Origin of the sequence: Bacillus hominis, from assembly GCF_018332515.1 — a bacterium.
Lineage (GTDB): Bacteria > Bacillota > Bacilli > Bacillales > Bacillaceae_G > Bacillus_A > Bacillus_A hominis.
The window spans coordinates 1-14,961 of record NZ_BOQD01000225.1 but is presented as its reverse complement, the minus strand read 5'-3'; the positions used below and the strand labels follow the sequence as shown (position 1 = coordinate 14,961).

Annotated in this window: 19 protein-coding genes; 11 read left to right on the top strand and 8 right to left on the bottom strand. The window is 34.9% G+C overall.

Translation table 11 applies throughout. The features are described from left to right. Positions 1-45 precede the first annotated feature (45 nt). The 9 genes from KI356_RS20095 (at position 46) to KI356_RS20055 (ending at position 6,617) form a co-directional block, all read left to right on the top strand. A complete protein-coding gene (locus KI356_RS20095; RefSeq protein ID WP_212936251.1) occupies positions 46-402 on the top strand; it encodes an FtsB family cell division protein in 357 nt (118 codons plus the stop codon). Next, positions 341-616, top strand: a complete 276-nt coding sequence (locus KI356_RS28510; RefSeq protein ID WP_033710959.1) for a hypothetical protein — start codon at positions 341-343, stop codon at positions 614-616. Before KI356_RS20095 ends, KI356_RS28510 begins: the two co-directional genes overlap by 62 nt. A gap of 88 nt (positions 617-704) precedes the next feature. After that, positions 705-1,031, top strand: a complete 327-nt coding sequence (locus KI356_RS20085) for a DUF3870 domain-containing protein (RefSeq protein WP_212936250.1) — start codon at positions 705-707, stop codon at positions 1,029-1,031. A 110-nt stretch (positions 1,032-1,141) separates the two neighbouring features. Then, positions 1,142-2,197 (top strand): dipeptide epimerase, encoded by a 1,056-nt coding sequence (locus tag KI356_RS20080; RefSeq protein WP_212936249.1) that lies wholly within the window; start codon positions 1,142-1,144, stop codon positions 2,195-2,197. 45 nt (positions 2,198-2,242) lie between these two features. After that, complete coding sequence (locus tag KI356_RS20075) at positions 2,243-3,244, top strand: C40 family peptidase (protein WP_212936248.1); 1,002 nt, start codon at positions 2,243-2,245, stop codon at positions 3,242-3,244. 20 nt (positions 3,245-3,264) lie between these two features. After that, positions 3,265-4,887 carry a peptide ABC transporter substrate-binding protein gene (locus KI356_RS20070; RefSeq protein ID WP_212936247.1) on the top strand — a complete coding sequence of 541 codons (1,623 nt, stop codon included), beginning with the start codon at positions 3,265-3,267 and terminating at the stop codon, positions 4,885-4,887. 284 nt (positions 4,888-5,171) lie between these two features. Continuing rightward, positions 5,172-5,636 (top strand): helix-turn-helix transcriptional regulator, encoded by a 465-nt coding sequence (locus tag KI356_RS20065; RefSeq protein WP_212936246.1) that lies wholly within the window; start codon positions 5,172-5,174, stop codon positions 5,634-5,636. Between the two features lie 37 nt (positions 5,637-5,673). Continuing rightward, positions 5,674-6,054: an ammonia permease gene (locus KI356_RS20060; RefSeq protein ID WP_212936245.1), complete on the top strand. Its 381-nt coding sequence runs from the start codon at positions 5,674-5,676 to the stop codon at positions 6,052-6,054. 368 nt (positions 6,055-6,422) lie between these two features. Next, the gene (locus KI356_RS20055) at positions 6,423-6,617 is read left to right on the top strand and encodes a helix-turn-helix transcriptional regulator (RefSeq protein WP_212936244.1); all 195 of its coding nucleotides are present in this window, start codon (positions 6,423-6,425) and stop codon (positions 6,615-6,617) included. A gap of 86 nt (positions 6,618-6,703) precedes the next feature. Here the strand turns inward: KI356_RS20055 and KI356_RS20050 are convergent, their stop codons facing one another. From KI356_RS20050 to KI356_RS20040, 3 genes are all read right to left on the bottom strand, one after another. Continuing rightward, the gene (locus tag KI356_RS20050) at positions 6,704-7,414 is read right to left on the bottom strand and encodes a YjjG family noncanonical pyrimidine nucleotidase (RefSeq protein WP_128280612.1); all 711 of its coding nucleotides are present in this window, start codon (positions 7,412-7,414) and stop codon (positions 6,704-6,706) included. A 188-nt stretch (positions 7,415-7,602) separates the two neighbouring features. Further along, a complete protein-coding gene (locus tag KI356_RS20045; protein WP_212936243.1) occupies positions 7,603-8,634 on the bottom strand; it encodes a tyrosine-protein phosphatase in 1,032 nt (343 codons plus the stop codon). Between the two features lie 179 nt (positions 8,635-8,813). Continuing rightward, positions 8,814-9,536, bottom strand: a complete 723-nt coding sequence (locus KI356_RS20040) for a GNAT family N-acetyltransferase (RefSeq protein ID WP_128280614.1) — start codon at positions 9,534-9,536, stop codon at positions 8,814-8,816. A gap of 123 nt (positions 9,537-9,659) precedes the next feature. On the opposite strand from KI356_RS20040, the gene KI356_RS20035 reads away from it, so the two are divergent. Both KI356_RS20035 and KI356_RS20030 read left to right on the top strand, forming a co-directional pair. Beyond that, the gene (locus KI356_RS20035; protein WP_212936242.1) at positions 9,660-10,499 is read left to right on the top strand and encodes a DUF2785 domain-containing protein; all 840 of its coding nucleotides are present in this window, start codon (positions 9,660-9,662) and stop codon (positions 10,497-10,499) included. A 17-nt stretch (positions 10,500-10,516) separates the two neighbouring features. Continuing rightward, positions 10,517-10,966 carry an NUDIX hydrolase gene (locus KI356_RS20030; protein ID WP_128280616.1) on the top strand — a complete coding sequence of 150 codons (450 nt, stop codon included), beginning with the start codon at positions 10,517-10,519 and terminating at the stop codon, positions 10,964-10,966. A gap of 132 nt (positions 10,967-11,098) precedes the next feature. Here KI356_RS20030 and KI356_RS20025 read toward each other — a convergent pair whose 3' ends face one another. The 5 genes from KI356_RS20025 to KI356_RS20005 all read right to left on the bottom strand — a co-directional run bounded on the left by KI356_RS20025 (position 11,099) and on the right by KI356_RS20005 (position 14,867). Further along, positions 11,099-11,353 (bottom strand): YbeF family protein, encoded by a 255-nt coding sequence (locus KI356_RS20025; protein WP_128280617.1) that lies wholly within the window; start codon positions 11,351-11,353, stop codon positions 11,099-11,101. A gap of 98 nt (positions 11,354-11,451) precedes the next feature. Next, positions 11,452-11,832 carry a VOC family protein gene (locus tag KI356_RS20020; RefSeq protein WP_212936241.1) on the bottom strand — a complete coding sequence of 127 codons (381 nt, stop codon included), beginning with the start codon at positions 11,830-11,832 and terminating at the stop codon, positions 11,452-11,454. Positions 11,833-11,877: 45 nt separating this feature from the next. Next, entirely contained in the window at positions 11,878-12,918 is a 1,041-nt protein-coding gene (locus tag KI356_RS20015) for an ROK family transcriptional regulator (protein ID WP_212936240.1), read from the bottom strand. 122 nt (positions 12,919-13,040) lie between these two features. Then, entirely contained in the window at positions 13,041-14,234 is a 1,194-nt protein-coding gene (locus tag KI356_RS20010; protein ID WP_212936239.1) for an MFS transporter, read from the bottom strand. Between the two features lie 69 nt (positions 14,235-14,303). Further along, entirely contained in the window at positions 14,304-14,867 is a 564-nt protein-coding gene (locus KI356_RS20005) for a maltose acetyltransferase domain-containing protein (protein WP_212936238.1), read from the bottom strand. Positions 14,868-14,961: the final 94 nt, after the last annotated feature.

The following is a 14,961-nucleotide window of genomic DNA, read 5'->3' as shown; positions in this document are numbered from 1 at the left end:
TCGTGCCGATGGTAGTGAAAAAATATGGGTTAGGGGGATTTGAAAATGAGGAAACTCAAAAGAGTAAATGTTCCTAATATACCAGAGCAACTATCACAGCCTAACGACAATCGAACTATAAATAAGAAGAAGTTAAGGCGTTTTATTTTCATGTTTATTTTTATAGCTGTAATTACTTTGTATGTTCAATATATTTTGACAAAACAACAAGAAATAATTAATGAAAAAAAAGATACAATAACGAATCAAAAGAAACAATTAGTTTCTTTAAAGAAAGATCAAGGTTCTTTAAAGACTAACATTGAGAATTTAACCGATAATGAAGAAGAGATTTTAAAGTTTGCGAGAAAAGAGTATCAATTTTCTAAGTCAAACGAAACAATATTCGTATTGCCAAAGTGAAGTGGTGGAACAGTTAGCGATAGCTAACTGTTTTTTGATGTACGAGGAAAAAGGTGTTTGTAGTGTGAATGTCATGGTACAAGGAGCAATGACATATTGTAAAAATGAGAAGTTTGAGCCATTTTTAATTATTTTAAGAGATTTTCATAATTATGGAATATATGTCAAAATAAATATTGTTAAAATTCTGTCAATTGTATATAATACAAGGTAAGCGGATACATTTTTTGATCAACGTTGAGTTAACAGCTTATACGTCTATTAAGAAAACCGTTATCCTCGTATAAGAAAGGAAGATAGCTGTGTATGCTTCAAATACAATTTACGTTGTAGGGGATGCGAAAGCACCTCAAAATAATCCCATTACCGAAAAGTTTAAAAGCTATTTTGTAGCATTTGTACTTGAGAAGGATACAGGGGAAATTATAGATGCGGATTGCTCAGCGACAATTGCATTAACATCTCAATTTGTTAAATATTTGTTTCTACATAAAAATATTAATGACCCAGCATTAGTAACAGAAATAAAAAATCGATACTTCGGTTCGTCTCAAAAGGCGCTACTTGTAGCGCTAAAGGATGCACAGAAAAAATATAATCAGATCGCTGCTTTGTCTACCCATTCATAGACAAAATCCAGCCGTAAGAATCTTCTTATGGCTGGATTTTTTTGTTCCGCATTAACGGGTAGAATAAAGCCTCCCGTGGATTAAAGTATCACTTTATAGACAACGAAAGGATGAACAAAATGAAAATTACCGATGTGAAGGTAATTCGCCGACATGTAAAGCTTCATACACCGTTTAAAACTGCGCTTCGTACCGTAACGGAAATTGAAAGTATAGATGTGTTTATTCATACAGATGAAGGAATTGTTGGAAAAGGAGCAGCGGCAGCAACGCCGGTTATTACAGGTGATTTTGCCAACGGGATGGAGGAAGCAATATTAGGACCAATTCGTTCTGTATTAGTTGAAAAAGATGTACTGCAATTTCAAACGTTATTATTACACATTCAAATGAGTTGCATAGGAAATACAAGTGCAAAAGCGGCGGTAGATATGGCTTTATACGATGTGTATTGTCAATTTCACAACATACCGTTATACGCATTACTAGGTGGAAAAAAAGAGATTTATACTGATATTACAGTAAGTGTGGATGAACCTTTATTAATGGCAAAAGAAGCGAAAAAACATATCGAAAAGGGATTCCAAACATTAAAAATTAAGGTAGGTAAAGATGCGCATTTAGAGTTGGAACGCATAGAGGCAATTCGAAATGTGGTTCCAAAGAATACGACTTTACGTTTAGATGCAAATCAAGGATGGAATCCAAAAGAGGCTGTTTCTATTATTAAAGAAATGGAGAATAGAAATTTAAATATAGAATTTGTAGAACAACCAGTTCATGCGAAAGATTGGGATGGATTAAAGTACGTGAAGGACAATGTACAAACGCCTATTATGGCAGATGAAAGTATGTTTTCGGCAAGTGACGCATTGAAGATTGTCCAAGGGGGATATGCAGACCTACTTAATATTAAATTAATGAAATGCGGCGGCATACGAGAAGCTTGGCGTATTGCAGATATAGCAGAAGCAGCAGGTGTGAAATGTATGGTTGGAAGTATGATGGAATCTTCACTTTCAGTTAGCGCTGTTGCACATTTAGCTGCGGCTCATCCGAATATTCATTACTTTGATCTTGATGCACCGCTATGGTTAGTAGAAGAGCCAGAAGGGATGACTTATTCTGGCTCAAAGGTAAACCTTCATTCGACAGTGAATATTTAATCTTAGAAGGAGTGACTAGTTAACTATCTTTTAAGGGGGATATATATGAAAAAAGTAGGAACTGCATTTTTAACAACTTTATTTATTTTTTCCTCGTTTACATCGGTAAATGCTGAAGAGAAGAAGGATAATAAAGCATTTATAGATGTATCTGCTGCAACGCTTTGGACTGCGCCTGATTCATTACGACCAATTGATGCACCGAGTGCTACAAATCCAGTTGATTTATGGAAGTGGACGAAATCAATGACGCTAGATGAGAAGCTTTGGTTAACTAGTGCGAACAAATTAGAAACGCAAGCGCTACTCGGTCAAGAAGTAACGGTAATTGATAAACGAGGTGATTGGGTAAAAGTGCTAGTGCATGGACAGCCAACGCCACGAAATGAGGAAGGCTACCCAGGATGGATGCCTGAAAAACAATTAGCGTATAATCAAGAATTTGTAGATAAAACAAACCAACCTTTCGTTTTAGTAACGAAACCGACAGCAATTTTATATATTAATCCTTCTGAAAAACATAAATCGCTTGAAGTCAGCTATAATACGCGTTTACCGCTATTAAGTGAAGATGCGATTTCATATCGCGTATTATTGCCAAATGGTCAGAAGGCATGGCTACGGAAAAATGATGGAACTGTTTACCGTTCTCAAAATGATATTCCTACGCCAACAGCTGATGATTTAATAAACACCGGTAAGATGTTTTTAGGATTACCGTATATATGGGCTGGTACAAGTGGTTTTGGATTTGATTGCTCTGGATTTACACATACGATTTATAAATCACATGGCATTACAATACCGAGGGATTCTGGGCCACAATCAAAAGCAGGAATTGCGGTTGATAAAGAAAACCTACAAAAGGGCGATTTAATATTTTTTGCACATAATCAAGGAAAAGGTAGTGTTCATCACGTTGGAATGTATATTGGTGATGGAAATATGATTCACTCTCCAAAGGCTGAAAGATCGGTAGAAATTATACCGCTAAATACACCAGGATATATAGAAGAATACGCTGGTGCTCGTCGTTACTTACCTTAAAAAAGATAGGGGGGCTTTATATGAAAAAAGTTGTTCGCTACTCATTAGTTAGTACTCTACTTATATCTTCATTTTTAGTAGGCTGTGCGAAAGAAAAAACAGCTACAAAGCCGAAAGATGAGAAGAAAGTATTGCAACTATTAGAAACGGGTGAAATTCCTTCATTAAATTCAGGAAAAGTAACAGACGCCGTATCTTTTAACGTTTTGAATAATGTAATGGAAGGATTATTCCGTTTATCGAAAAATGATGAAGTGATCCAGGCTGGGGCACAGAAATATGAAGTGAGTAAAGACGGAAAGACTTATACATTCCACTTGCGTGATGCGAAATGGTCTAACGGCGATCCAGTAACAGCTCATGATTACGTATATGCTTGGAAGCAACTTATTAATCCAGATACAGCCTCTCAATATGCATATATTGCGTACGATGTGAAAAATGCGGAAAAGATAAATAAGAAACAATTAGGCTTAGAAGAATTAGGTGTGAAAGCAAAAGATGATAAAACGTTTGTTGTGGAATTAGAACATCCAGTACCGTATTTTACAAAACTACTTATTTTACCGTCGTTCTATCCAATTAATGAGAAGTTTGCGAAAGAGCAAGGTGATAAATACGGGTTAGAGGCAAATAAAGCGGTGTATAATGGGCCGTTTACGTTGTCGGAGTGGAAACACGAAGCAAGTTTTACAATGAAGAAAAATGATAAATATTGGGATGAAAAAGAAGTGAAATTAGATGAAGTAAACTACCAAATTGTTAAAGAAATTTCAACGGCGGTAAATTTATATGAAACAGATAAGGTAGATAGGGCTGTCATTTCTACAGAATTCGTAGATAAATATAAAAATAATAAAGAACTGAAACAATATACAGATCCGGTTATGTACTTCTTCCGTTTCAATGAAAATGTACCGATTCTTAAAAATAAAAATGCCCGTCTTGCATTAAGCACAGTTTTTGATAAGAAGGGACTTGCGACTTCATTTTTAAATGATGGTTCGATAGCTGCAAACTATTACGTACCGAAAGGATTTTTAAAAGGTCCAGATAAAAAAGATTTTAGAAGTACGGCAGGTGAGTTTAATAAGACTGATGTAAAGCAGGCAAAAGAATATTGGGAAAAAGCGAAGCAAGAGACAGGTACAAATGAAGTAACGCTTGAGTTATTAAACTATGACTTAGAAAACTTCAAAAAAGTTGGAGAGTACATTAAAGAGCAGATGGAGAAAAACTTACCAGGCTTAAAAGTAAATGTGAAATTACAACCACATACGCAAAAATTAGCGCTAGAGAAGAAGAAAGAATATGAAATGTCGTTATCACGCTGGTTACCTGATTATCCAGATCCAATGACTTATTTAGAAGTCTTCCTTTCTGGAAGTACTGTTAATAATACAGGATATGCAAATCCAGAATATGATGCGTTAATTAAGAAGATTAAAACCGAATTAGGTAATGATGAAAAAGCGCGTTGGAAAGCACTGCAAGATGCTGAAAAAGTACTTCTTGATGATGCGGTAATCGCACCAGTATTCCAGCGCGGACTATCTTACTTACAAAAACCATATGTGAAAGACTTATACGTACATCAATTCGGTCCAGCAACAAGTTTAAAATGGGCGGATGTACAAAAATAAAAGTATGGAAAAACAGACTGCACATGTGTGACAGTCTGTTTTTTTATTTAAAGTTAGATGAATAGTCCAAGTTATAATTTACCAGTCTGTAAACAGCGATTGAAGGGGCATGATGCTTATGTTAGAAGAAAAGAAAGTAATAGGTACAAAAAGATTGTTCATGAGGATTTAGTTCATTGTATTAAAATAACAAAAGTGAACGTAAAAAAATGGGTTGATACCAAAATAGGAATAGTGTAAAATTACACTAAATAATACATAAGTTACTTTTAGGGGTGAGAGAATTGAATAAAGAGCTTACAATCGAACTCATATCAACAAAAATAAAGTTAATTCGTACTGAAAAAGGATACACACAGGAAAAAATGGCTGAAGTTCTTGGTATTTCAAAAAAAACGCTTGTTCAAATTGAGAAGGGACGAACAAATGCAGGATGGACCAATACCGTAGCAATTTGTGCATTGTTTAGGGATAGCGAGGTTTTACAGTCTAGTCTAGGAGATGATCCATTAGTAGTCATTGCAACTATAGCACATAAAAGCATGAACAACGCCAAACAGAAAACGCTGGGAGGAAAAGTCTGGTGGAAACAGATTCAAGAAAAAGGGAACTTTCGTTTACAACAAAATCTAATTAGTCAGCATTATCGTATTTTAGATAAACAAGATTATCATTGGTTTAACTCGTTTGATTTAGAAGAGTCACTTGGTCACCTTGAAAAATTAGCAGCAGATTCAGAAAATAAATAGACTACAATGACCCAAAATAAATAGGAGGAACTTACATATGCTCATCTTAAGTCTTCTTTGGATTCTATACTCACCCTATCTTGTATTATGCGGATTTGCGGGTGGGATTTATTTAATAATAACAGGGGCCAAATATCATAAACTACTCGTGAGTATTATGGGATTACTCAGTGTTTCCTTTGTCGTACTGCCTTATATTTTTTGGGGGTTTGGCGTTGAGGGTAGTCAATATCTTGATATCCCAACCGAGCTATACTGGATCCTATTTTCTTTAACGGGTCTACTATCAGGGGTTATAGGTTTACAGTCAAAAATTAAAGGCATACGCAATATGGGATTTATTATTTTTACTAGTGGAATAATCGGAGTCTTTTTCTATTATTTAATGTCTGTACCTGGTTCTATGTATATTAGATAGTTTTTTCTAAATTCGACTTATCTACTACTATATGATACTGAATTCAAAAGGATAGTAATAGAAAGGAGATGCTATAGCGTCTCCTTTCTACTGTGGTCAAAATGATTGAGATCTTTGCTAATACACGCTTGTTTAAATTTCTTAGTATTTAGTAGATAACGAATATCAAAGAGATTATCATAAGAAAGCTGAATATAATAATTAATAAGATCAAGTACTGCAAAAACAAACGAAGAAGAGTAGGGAAAAGACTATCCTTCTGTTCTGCTAGCGCCATATATACAAGTATTATAAAATGGTACGAGAAATAAGGAAAATATACTTTACATAATGTAAAGTATAAGTTACATTTTAAAGGGAGGTTGCATATGAAAAATCACGTGAAGCTTGCTCGAGTAAAGGCAGATTTGACCCAGCAGCAATTAGCTGAGGCGGTTGGGATTACCAGACAAACAGTTAGCCTGATTGAAAAAGGAAAATACAATCCTTCCTTACAACTCGCCCATGATATCGCGAAGGCGCTTCATAGTTCTATTGATGAGATCTTTATTTTTGAAGACTAATAAAGGGCACCAAGTCTTATTTCGACTTAGCGCCCTCTTATTTAGCAAATGAAATTATATCGGCGATTCGACAAATCTCAACGCTATTAAAATGAAGCTACCTTTTCTCCCGCCACTTCCACAATTTCTAAAATACGAAGCAAACTCTCCACTTCATAAGTCGGCTTAACACTTGTCGTATTTTCTTTCAAACTCGGATTATACCAACACGTATCAATGCCGTAATCTTCTCCACCTTTCATATCAGAAGTTAAGGAATCTCCCACCATTAGTACACTTGATTTATCAGTAATCCCAAGCTTTTCAAATGCATAATCAAAAATCTCACGCGCTGGTTTTTGATGGCCAACTTCTTCAGAAATAATAATATGATCAAAGAAATTACATAAAGGCGAATTTCCAATTCTTGATTGTTGTACTTTTGTATACCCATTCGTAATAATACCTAACTTGCAATCTTGTAGATTCTCACATAATTGCACTGCACCTTCTATCAGATGTACTTCTTTCCCTAAGTTTTCAAGGTATACGTCACTAAATTGCTGCGCATCTACTTCTATATTATGAAGTGCAAATAATTGTCTAAATCGATCTACCGCTAATTCACTTAGCGTAATCCTTTTATTTTCTAAATCTCTCCATAATCCATTACTAATCTCTTTATAACTTGCAAGATAATCATTATACCCTGTAGGCATGCCGAACTGTACAAACGCGTTATGTAATGCGTTTTTTTCCGTTTCAGGGAAATCTAATAATGTATCGTCTACGTCGAATAATATAACTTTATATTTCATTATGCTCTCCTCAATTAGTACGTTATTTACAACTTGTAGTTTCTCATTAAATATCCCATAAGTCGAACTTTTTGCTTTTACGAACAGCATAGCAACAATAAGAAAAGGAGGCTAATCCAAATCAGCCTCCCTTCTTCTTATTTATCCCGTTATTTGCAAGCAGTGGGGATGAACAAAACCTCCACTGATTAAAGTTTCACTTTATCTTCTAGCAATAATTCTTTCATTTCCTCTAACGATTCTTTCGTAAAGCCAAGAGCTTTTTCAGCGTACGCTTCAACTGATCCATACTGCTTTTTAATTTCATCAATCGCAGCTTGTAAATACTCAGCACGAGCTTCAAACATCGCCCCTAATATTGCTCTACTTTCATCGTTTTGTAATTTCGCACCTAAAAACGCCATCATTTTTTCATTTAATTTCTCACGGAAGCCGTTACTTAATAAATAATCTTGCATTACCGTTTCTTCTGATACACCTAATAGAAGTAATAATAATGCGGAACCAAATCCAGTACGGTCTTTTCCAGCTGTACAGTGGTTTACTAATGGTAAGTTTTCTGGGTTTTGTGCTAACTGTAAGAAGCTCACGAATGCCTCATTACCACTTACGAAATCTTGATTCATTTTCACAAGATATTCACCGGGTTTTCCTAATATTGATAGGTCACCAACTTGGAAAAACTCATTTATATTTAAATCTTTCGCTAAGTCTTGCATAACTGGTAAGCATACTTGGCGAGCACCTGTAATGCCTGGGTTCGGCTTATGCTTTACTTCAAAATCTGTACGGTAATCACAAATTAATTTTAAGCCCGACTTCTGTAAATACTCGATATCCCATTCTGTTAATCCTGCTAACTCTTCAGAACGATACAATTTGCCCCACTTTACTTTACGGCCTTCAGTCGTTTCATATCCTCCCATATCACGGAAGTTAAACGCACCTTGTAATGGTAATCTTCGCTCAGCTACTGTCACTGCTTGTCCATTACTTCCTACTAGCCTAAAATAGGGACGCTCATTCTCACTCGGATCTGTAATTGTAGTAAATGACTCTCCATTTACCGTTACAAGTAATTCGCCATTTCCTTCAATATAATCTGGTGAAGTACTCCAATAAATTTTAACTTCTTCTATATTATTTTCCCACTCTATATGTAACGCGTTATCTTCATTTCGTTCTACAGTTGCTTGTAACCAATTTATTTGTTGCTTCATACTTTCACCAACGCTTTCTTCGTATAGTCTAATCCTTCTCTATTGTATTATAGGAAAGCTTACTTTGTCGTTTCGATTTTCTTTTTATCTTACAAACATACAAAAAGTTCTTTTACTTGTTCAAAATTTGTACACGGATTCTCGCTAAATGTGTTCCAGAGTATACACCGTTCATCCTTCTAAAACTTTCTCACATATCGCTCAGTAGAACTTAATAGCTGACATCCGTTCTTCCCAAAAACATCCTTCATCCACTCATTTTGTACATTTGTCTCGCCAATATAATACGATGCGCCTATTTCTTTTAAGACAAACATCGCCCCTGTAAAGAATGCTGCTTCATACCCTTTATTTCGCATATTTGGAGCGACTGCGAAATACATCAGTTTCCCTTCTTCTAACGTACCTCTTTCAATATGCGGGATTACAATTCCTATTGGCTCTTCACTTACACTCGCTGTTAAACAATGCTCTTTCCATTGCTCACCAATTTCTTGTTCCATCATATGTACAAATTGATTATAATCAACTTGTTCTCCCGTCACTTCATTCCACAGTGAATAAAAAACGTCTTCTCCTACTTCTTCAATTAGTTTAAAATCAATATCACTTTCTACATCTTCTACTTCGTATATATCTTTAAATACAATCATGTTTTCAGTAATATATTCAAATGAATACGTTTCGAAACATTTCTTATACACATCATAATTTGGACTTTTTGAAGAGATATCAAATTGTAATTTTTCAACCTCTTCTTTTTCAGCCTCAGCAATGCAATATTGCATTATCTTTTCTAATTTCTCTTCTGTAAAAACCTCTGCATTATTTTCTTTTATCATGATAGAAGATGCACTTCTTCTTATTTTAAAATGTTTTTCTAACTGTTCTATTGTCTTCATATTTTTCCCTCATCTATGTCATACTCGAATTTCTATTGGTTCTCCTTGCATGAGCAGGATTGTCCTTGAATATATAGAATACTAGAAAAGATCGCACCTTTAAAGTGCGGAGGAGGTCCCCCATTGGATATTACAGCGTTGCAACAACAGTTAGAGCTGATACAACAAAATGACTATACGCAACTGCAACATATAGATATAAATGAGTTAACTTTGAATATGCTACAGTTTATCGGAACGACTGATAGTTACGTTCGTTACCAACTTGTATATAAATGTTTTACGCATTTCATTCATCATGAATTTCTTATGGACGATCAACTGAAATTACTGTTGCAAACTTGTTTAAGTAATGAATATTTATATTGTGACATTTACTCCCCACATACAGATGGGGTTTTCACACGTTCTTACACTGTTTCTTTAATTGCGTTAATACTCCAATTCGCGAACTCTCACTACTTTTTTACAGAAGAGGATATCGAGGAGATAAAAAATAAACTCATTACATATACAAACTTAGAAATGGACTTTCGAGGATATATCGAAAATAAAGGATGGGCTCATTGTATCGCCCACGTATCTGATGCTTTTACTGAAATTGTTCATAATTCACATACGACTTTTGAATGGTATGAAGAGCTCATTCATTGTTTATTAAATAAAATCTTCATTCCATCTGATATTTTTCATAATAACGAAGATGAGCGTATTGTTACGCCATTAATATCCATGCTGTATCATGACTTCCCGCAAGATGAGTTAATTTCAATTATTTATAAAAAAATAAAAAGGCTTCCTCAAATTAGAAAACGCCTTTCGCTTAATGAGTATTGTATTTTATGTGCCAACATTAAAACCTTTTTACGTACATTATTTTTTAGAACAAAAGATGATCATAACTTAGCCTATACAGCACGTAAAACAGAAAAAATGTTAAAAGAACTTCCAAACTATTATTAAATACAAGGAGAAAAATTATGGGTTATATTGAAGACGTAAGAAATCTAGTAGGAAATCATCCACTTATATTAATAGGCTCACACGCCATTATATTAAATGAGAAAAATGAAGTATTACTGCAGCTCCGTACAGACTTTAACCGCTGGGGTATTATTGGTGGCGCCTTAGAATATAACGAGACGTTAGAAGATGCTTTAAAACGAGAAGTATTTGAAGAAACTGGGCTTATCATTAAAAATCCAGAACTGTTCCGTACATACTCAGGACCAGATTTTTTTCAAATCTATCCAAACGGCGATCAAGTTCATGGTGTACTCGTTGTTTATATTTGCCGAGAATTCCACGGTGAACTTATATGTGATCAAGCTGAGTCAAAAGAATTACGCTTCTTTCCGCTTAATAGGTTGCCTATTACTCTTCATCCAGTCATTGAGCGGATTATTAGAGAGTTTCAGCACTCCAATTAAAAAACATTACATAATAAGTTTCTTATATTTTATATAGAAATACAACAACCTCATTTCCCGTCATTATAACGCGAAATGAGGTTGTTATCGTTCACCGTAAATCCCTATTGCCCCCAAAATAACTAAATGATATTAGTGCTCTCTTTCTACAGCTTTATATCCCTTTACAAATAAGATAGTTATATAAGAAACAAGAAATGAAAAAATAGTATACATGCCAACCCAAAAGAAAAATGACGGGTCGTACAATGTAACATTTAACATAAGAAAAATAACAAATGTTACAATTGGCATCACGTAAAATGTATCCACTTTATATGTACCAGCTATTGAAAAAATACAAATAAACAATGGATATATACAGAAAACAAAAATGATTTCACTCACTGTTATGTCCCCCTTTCTGAAGAAATAATAGATTTCTCGTAAACATTTGGGGGAACAACAAAGTTTTATATTTTTATCAATTATTAGTAAATATAATGTTAGATTGTTATCTCAATCTGATTTCCTTCAGGATCACTTACTACACTTTCATAGTAACCATCCCCTGTAGTGCGCGGACCGTTTAACACAGAGTATCCTGCTTCTCTTAACATATCAGTTAATTGGTTAACTTTTTCTTTACTACCTACAGAAAAAGCAATATGTGCATATCCTATCGTTTGTGTTTTTATTTTATCGTCTATCCCTACCTGTCTCATAAGTTCTAGACGCGCACCACCTTCAAAAGTTATAAAATAAGATTCAAACTGCTTTTTCGGATTATGATATAAGCTATTTTCTTCACCATTGAAGTACTGTTTATAGAAATCACACATACCTTCTAAATCATTCACCCAAATTGCTACATGTTCAATTTTCATAATCGACACCTTTTCTTTTATGGTATTCAACCAACAATTTGATATTTAATTTTCTTTGCTTGTTCTTGTAATCATAAGACCAAGTCCAAGGCTTTTTAATCCATATAAATAATCTTCTTTCCAATCGCTTACTGTTATTTTCGGAATATGTTCCGCCGGAATGTACTGCGGACAACTTTTTACAATTTGATCTATTACAAATTGATTCACTTCATCATCACAGAAAATAAACACATGTGGATTAATAATAGCTATAAATGTAGAAATTAATCGGGTAATAGCATCTATATTATATTCCTCTGGATTATTGGAATCTTTAACTTCATCTCCACTTCTCAAAGCTTGTAAGAAATTTTTATTATCATACTGTGGAACGAAAGATATCTCTCCTGAGAAAAATGTACTTCCTCGCACTACATCCCCATTTATCATAATACCCGCACCTGGACCATTTTGACCTGAATACAAATATACAAGAGAGGAATTGTCATGGTTTCCAATGTTTTTATAATAACCAAGCACTGCAGCATTCATATCGTTCTCTATTACTACAGGTATAGAGAACAGATCCTCCAAATGACTTTTTAAATTAAAATTTTGGAATTTTTCATAACCAGGTATATAAAAAATACGACCATTATCTACCGAACCGGGCACACCAATTGATATAGAACTTATTTTCGGGAATGTAGCGATAAGACTTTCAATATGTTTAGATAATAGGTTTACGCCAGTATCAATTAATACACTTGAAGTACTTCCTTGTTCTTTTACTTCCCCTAAACAGTTAAAAATCGTATAGTTTGTCTCATTTTTTTCTAAAAATATCGCTAAACCTAACATATATTCCGGATTATAAGCATATCGTTTCGCTCTTCTTCCACCACTTGAATCATCTAGACCGACTAAAGTGACTTCACCGTCTTGTTTCATATTTTCTATAAATTTACTTATCGTTGGAAAACTGATTTCTAATGTATTACTAAGCTCTACTTTCGTTGCACTACCTTGCTCTAGAAGAGCTGTACGAATGCCGCGAAGGATCGTCTCTTTAATCGATTTTTGAGTAACAAATTGTTCACTCAAATCGCTCACCACCTTAATCAACATACTTATTAAACACTTTTAATAAGTTGCGTTGACAATATATCATACATCATTTTCTAAAGCAATAGAGATGATATATTTCTACTAGCGGCACTCCGTATTTAACTCGATGTATTCTCTCTCGTAACAGACGATACAATTCCAGACAAGATAACAAATAATAAAACAGCTAGCAAGGCATAACGTATTCCAAATGCTTCTCCAAGTATCCCTAAAAATGGTGGTCCGACTAAAAACGCTGTAAAACCGATTATAGAAACTGTAGCAACATTTGAAGTCGCATTTTCACTGTCATCTCCAGCAGCAGAAAGACCAATTGGGAAACCTAACGACGCACCAATCCCCCATAGCACGACACCAACTGCTAGAAAATACGAGTTACTTCCAAATATGACGATTGAAATTCCTATAATCGCCATCATAATAGTAGCACGTACGACAGCGACACGACCGAATCGATCAAGGAAATAACTACTACACATACGAGCTAACATCATTGCCAATACAAAAATTGTGTACATAATAGAACCTGTCACTACACTTTGTTGATGTCCGTCTACCATCACGATCGGTAGCCAATCATTTGCACTTCCTTCTGCAAAGGCCATTCCAAGCACGAAAAGACCAATTAAAAGCACCTTTTTTTCGATACGCAAGGAAGTACGCTTCGCTCGCTTTTTGTTCTGCCTTCTCTCCTGCTTTCCTGTTCCATGCGGAAGAAAACGATACAACATACATACAAGTAATACAAACACAACCGAAATCGCAAGAAACTGATACAGAATCGGGATGTGAAGCGAGATGGCGGCAGAACCACTAAGCGCGCCTACTAAAGTTCCTATACTAAAAAAGCCATGGAATTTCGGGAGAAGAGTTGTTCCTAATTTCTGCTCAATGGAAGAACCTTCTACATTCAATGCGACTTCTGCTAATCCATATCCTACTCCAAATACTAGTAAGCTACCAAAAGCCCCCATACTAGAAACTACATAAATATTAATACCTAAACAAAGTAATCCAACAATCATAAAAAACATACTTCCTATAATAACGTCTCTAGCTCCCTTACAGTCAATGAAATGACTTGCACTTAGTAGACCAATTATTGAACCGACAGATAAACCGAACAAAATCCAGCCCATTTCTGCATTTGACACTGCTAAAATATCACGGGTAGTTGCTGTTCTAGAAATCCATGTAGCAAACGCGACACCTGGCAAAGCAAATAAGAGAAAAAGAGCGTTTCGAGAGGCAAGTAATGTCTTTATATGATTGTCCGCACTATTTTTCTTCATATGAAACACCTTTCACATTGTCTATACGATAAGACACCAGTTTATTCATATACCCGTAAAAAACGATTTCTATAAGTCTATCGTTTTAATAACTTTAGCTGGATTACCACCAACTACTACATTATTAGGTACATCTTTTGTCACAACTGCCCCTGAAGCAATTACAGCGTTGTCTCCAATTGAAATACCAGGATTAATAATAGCTCCCCCACCAACCCAAACATTGTTACCAATCTTTACAGGCTTTCCATATTCTTTTCCAGAATTCCGCTCTACCGGATGTAAAGGATGAGTGGCCGTATAAATATGGACACCAGGTGCAAACATACAATTATCACCGATTCGAACTTCACAAACGTCTAAAATTACACAATTAAAATTTGCGAAAAAGCTCTTTCCAACATGGATATTGTAGCCGTAATCACAACGAAAATCAGGATTAATGTGTGTTTTCCCGTCAGCTGAAGAACCTAAAAGTTGCTCTAACAAAGTAAAGCGGCTTTCATCACCTGTCTCCATCGCCTCGTTATAAAGGCGTGTTAAACGTTTTGCCTCAATCCTATCAGCTACTAATTCTTCGTCATCCGCAATATACATTTCTCCCGCCAACATCTTTTCTTTCTCAGTTTTCATATAATCATCTCCTTCGTTATCGAATGAATCAAACTTATTAAATTAGTTTAATAAGTGACTTTAATTTAACTTATTAAACAAGTTTAATAAGTAT

Excerpts from the sequence above, each read along its gene's own strand:
- KI356_RS20050 (WP_128280612.1), bottom strand. The coding sequence starts at position 7,414 with ATGAAATATAAAGTTATATTATTCGACGTAGACGATACATTATTAGAT.
- KI356_RS20040 (WP_128280614.1), bottom strand. The coding sequence starts at position 9,536 with ATGAAGACAATAGAACAGTTAGAAAAACATTTTAAAATAAGAAGAAGT.
- KI356_RS20020 (WP_212936241.1), bottom strand. The coding sequence starts at position 11,832 with ATGAAAATTGAACATGTAGCAATTTGGGTGAATGATTTAGAAGGTATG.
- KI356_RS20075 (WP_212936248.1), top strand. The coding sequence starts at position 2,243 with ATGAAAAAAGTAGGAACTGCATTTTTAACAACTTTATTTATTTTTTCC.
- KI356_RS20005 (WP_212936238.1), bottom strand. The coding sequence starts at position 14,867 with ATGAAAACTGAGAAAGAAAAGATGTTGGCGGGAGAAATGTATATTGCG.
- KI356_RS20060 (WP_212936245.1), top strand. The coding sequence starts at position 5,674 with ATGCTCATCTTAAGTCTTCTTTGGATTCTATACTCACCCTATCTTGTA.
- KI356_RS20045 (WP_212936243.1), bottom strand. The coding sequence starts at position 8,634 with ATGAAGCAACAAATAAATTGGTTACAAGCAACTGTAGAACGAAATGAA.
- KI356_RS20030 (WP_128280616.1), top strand. The coding sequence starts at position 10,517 with ATGGGTTATATTGAAGACGTAAGAAATCTAGTAGGAAATCATCCACTT.
- KI356_RS20010 (WP_212936239.1), bottom strand. The coding sequence starts at position 14,234 with ATGAAGAAAAATAGTGCGGACAATCATATAAAGACATTACTTGCCTCT.
- KI356_RS20080 (WP_212936249.1), top strand. The coding sequence starts at position 1,142 with ATGAACAAAATGAAAATTACCGATGTGAAGGTAATTCGCCGACATGTA.
- KI356_RS20070 (WP_212936247.1), top strand. The coding sequence starts at position 3,265 with ATGAAAAAAGTTGTTCGCTACTCATTAGTTAGTACTCTACTTATATCT.
- KI356_RS20095 (WP_212936251.1), top strand. The coding sequence starts at position 46 with ATGAGGAAACTCAAAAGAGTAAATGTTCCTAATATACCAGAGCAACTA.
- KI356_RS20055 (WP_212936244.1), top strand. The coding sequence starts at position 6,423 with ATGAAAAATCACGTGAAGCTTGCTCGAGTAAAGGCAGATTTGACCCAG.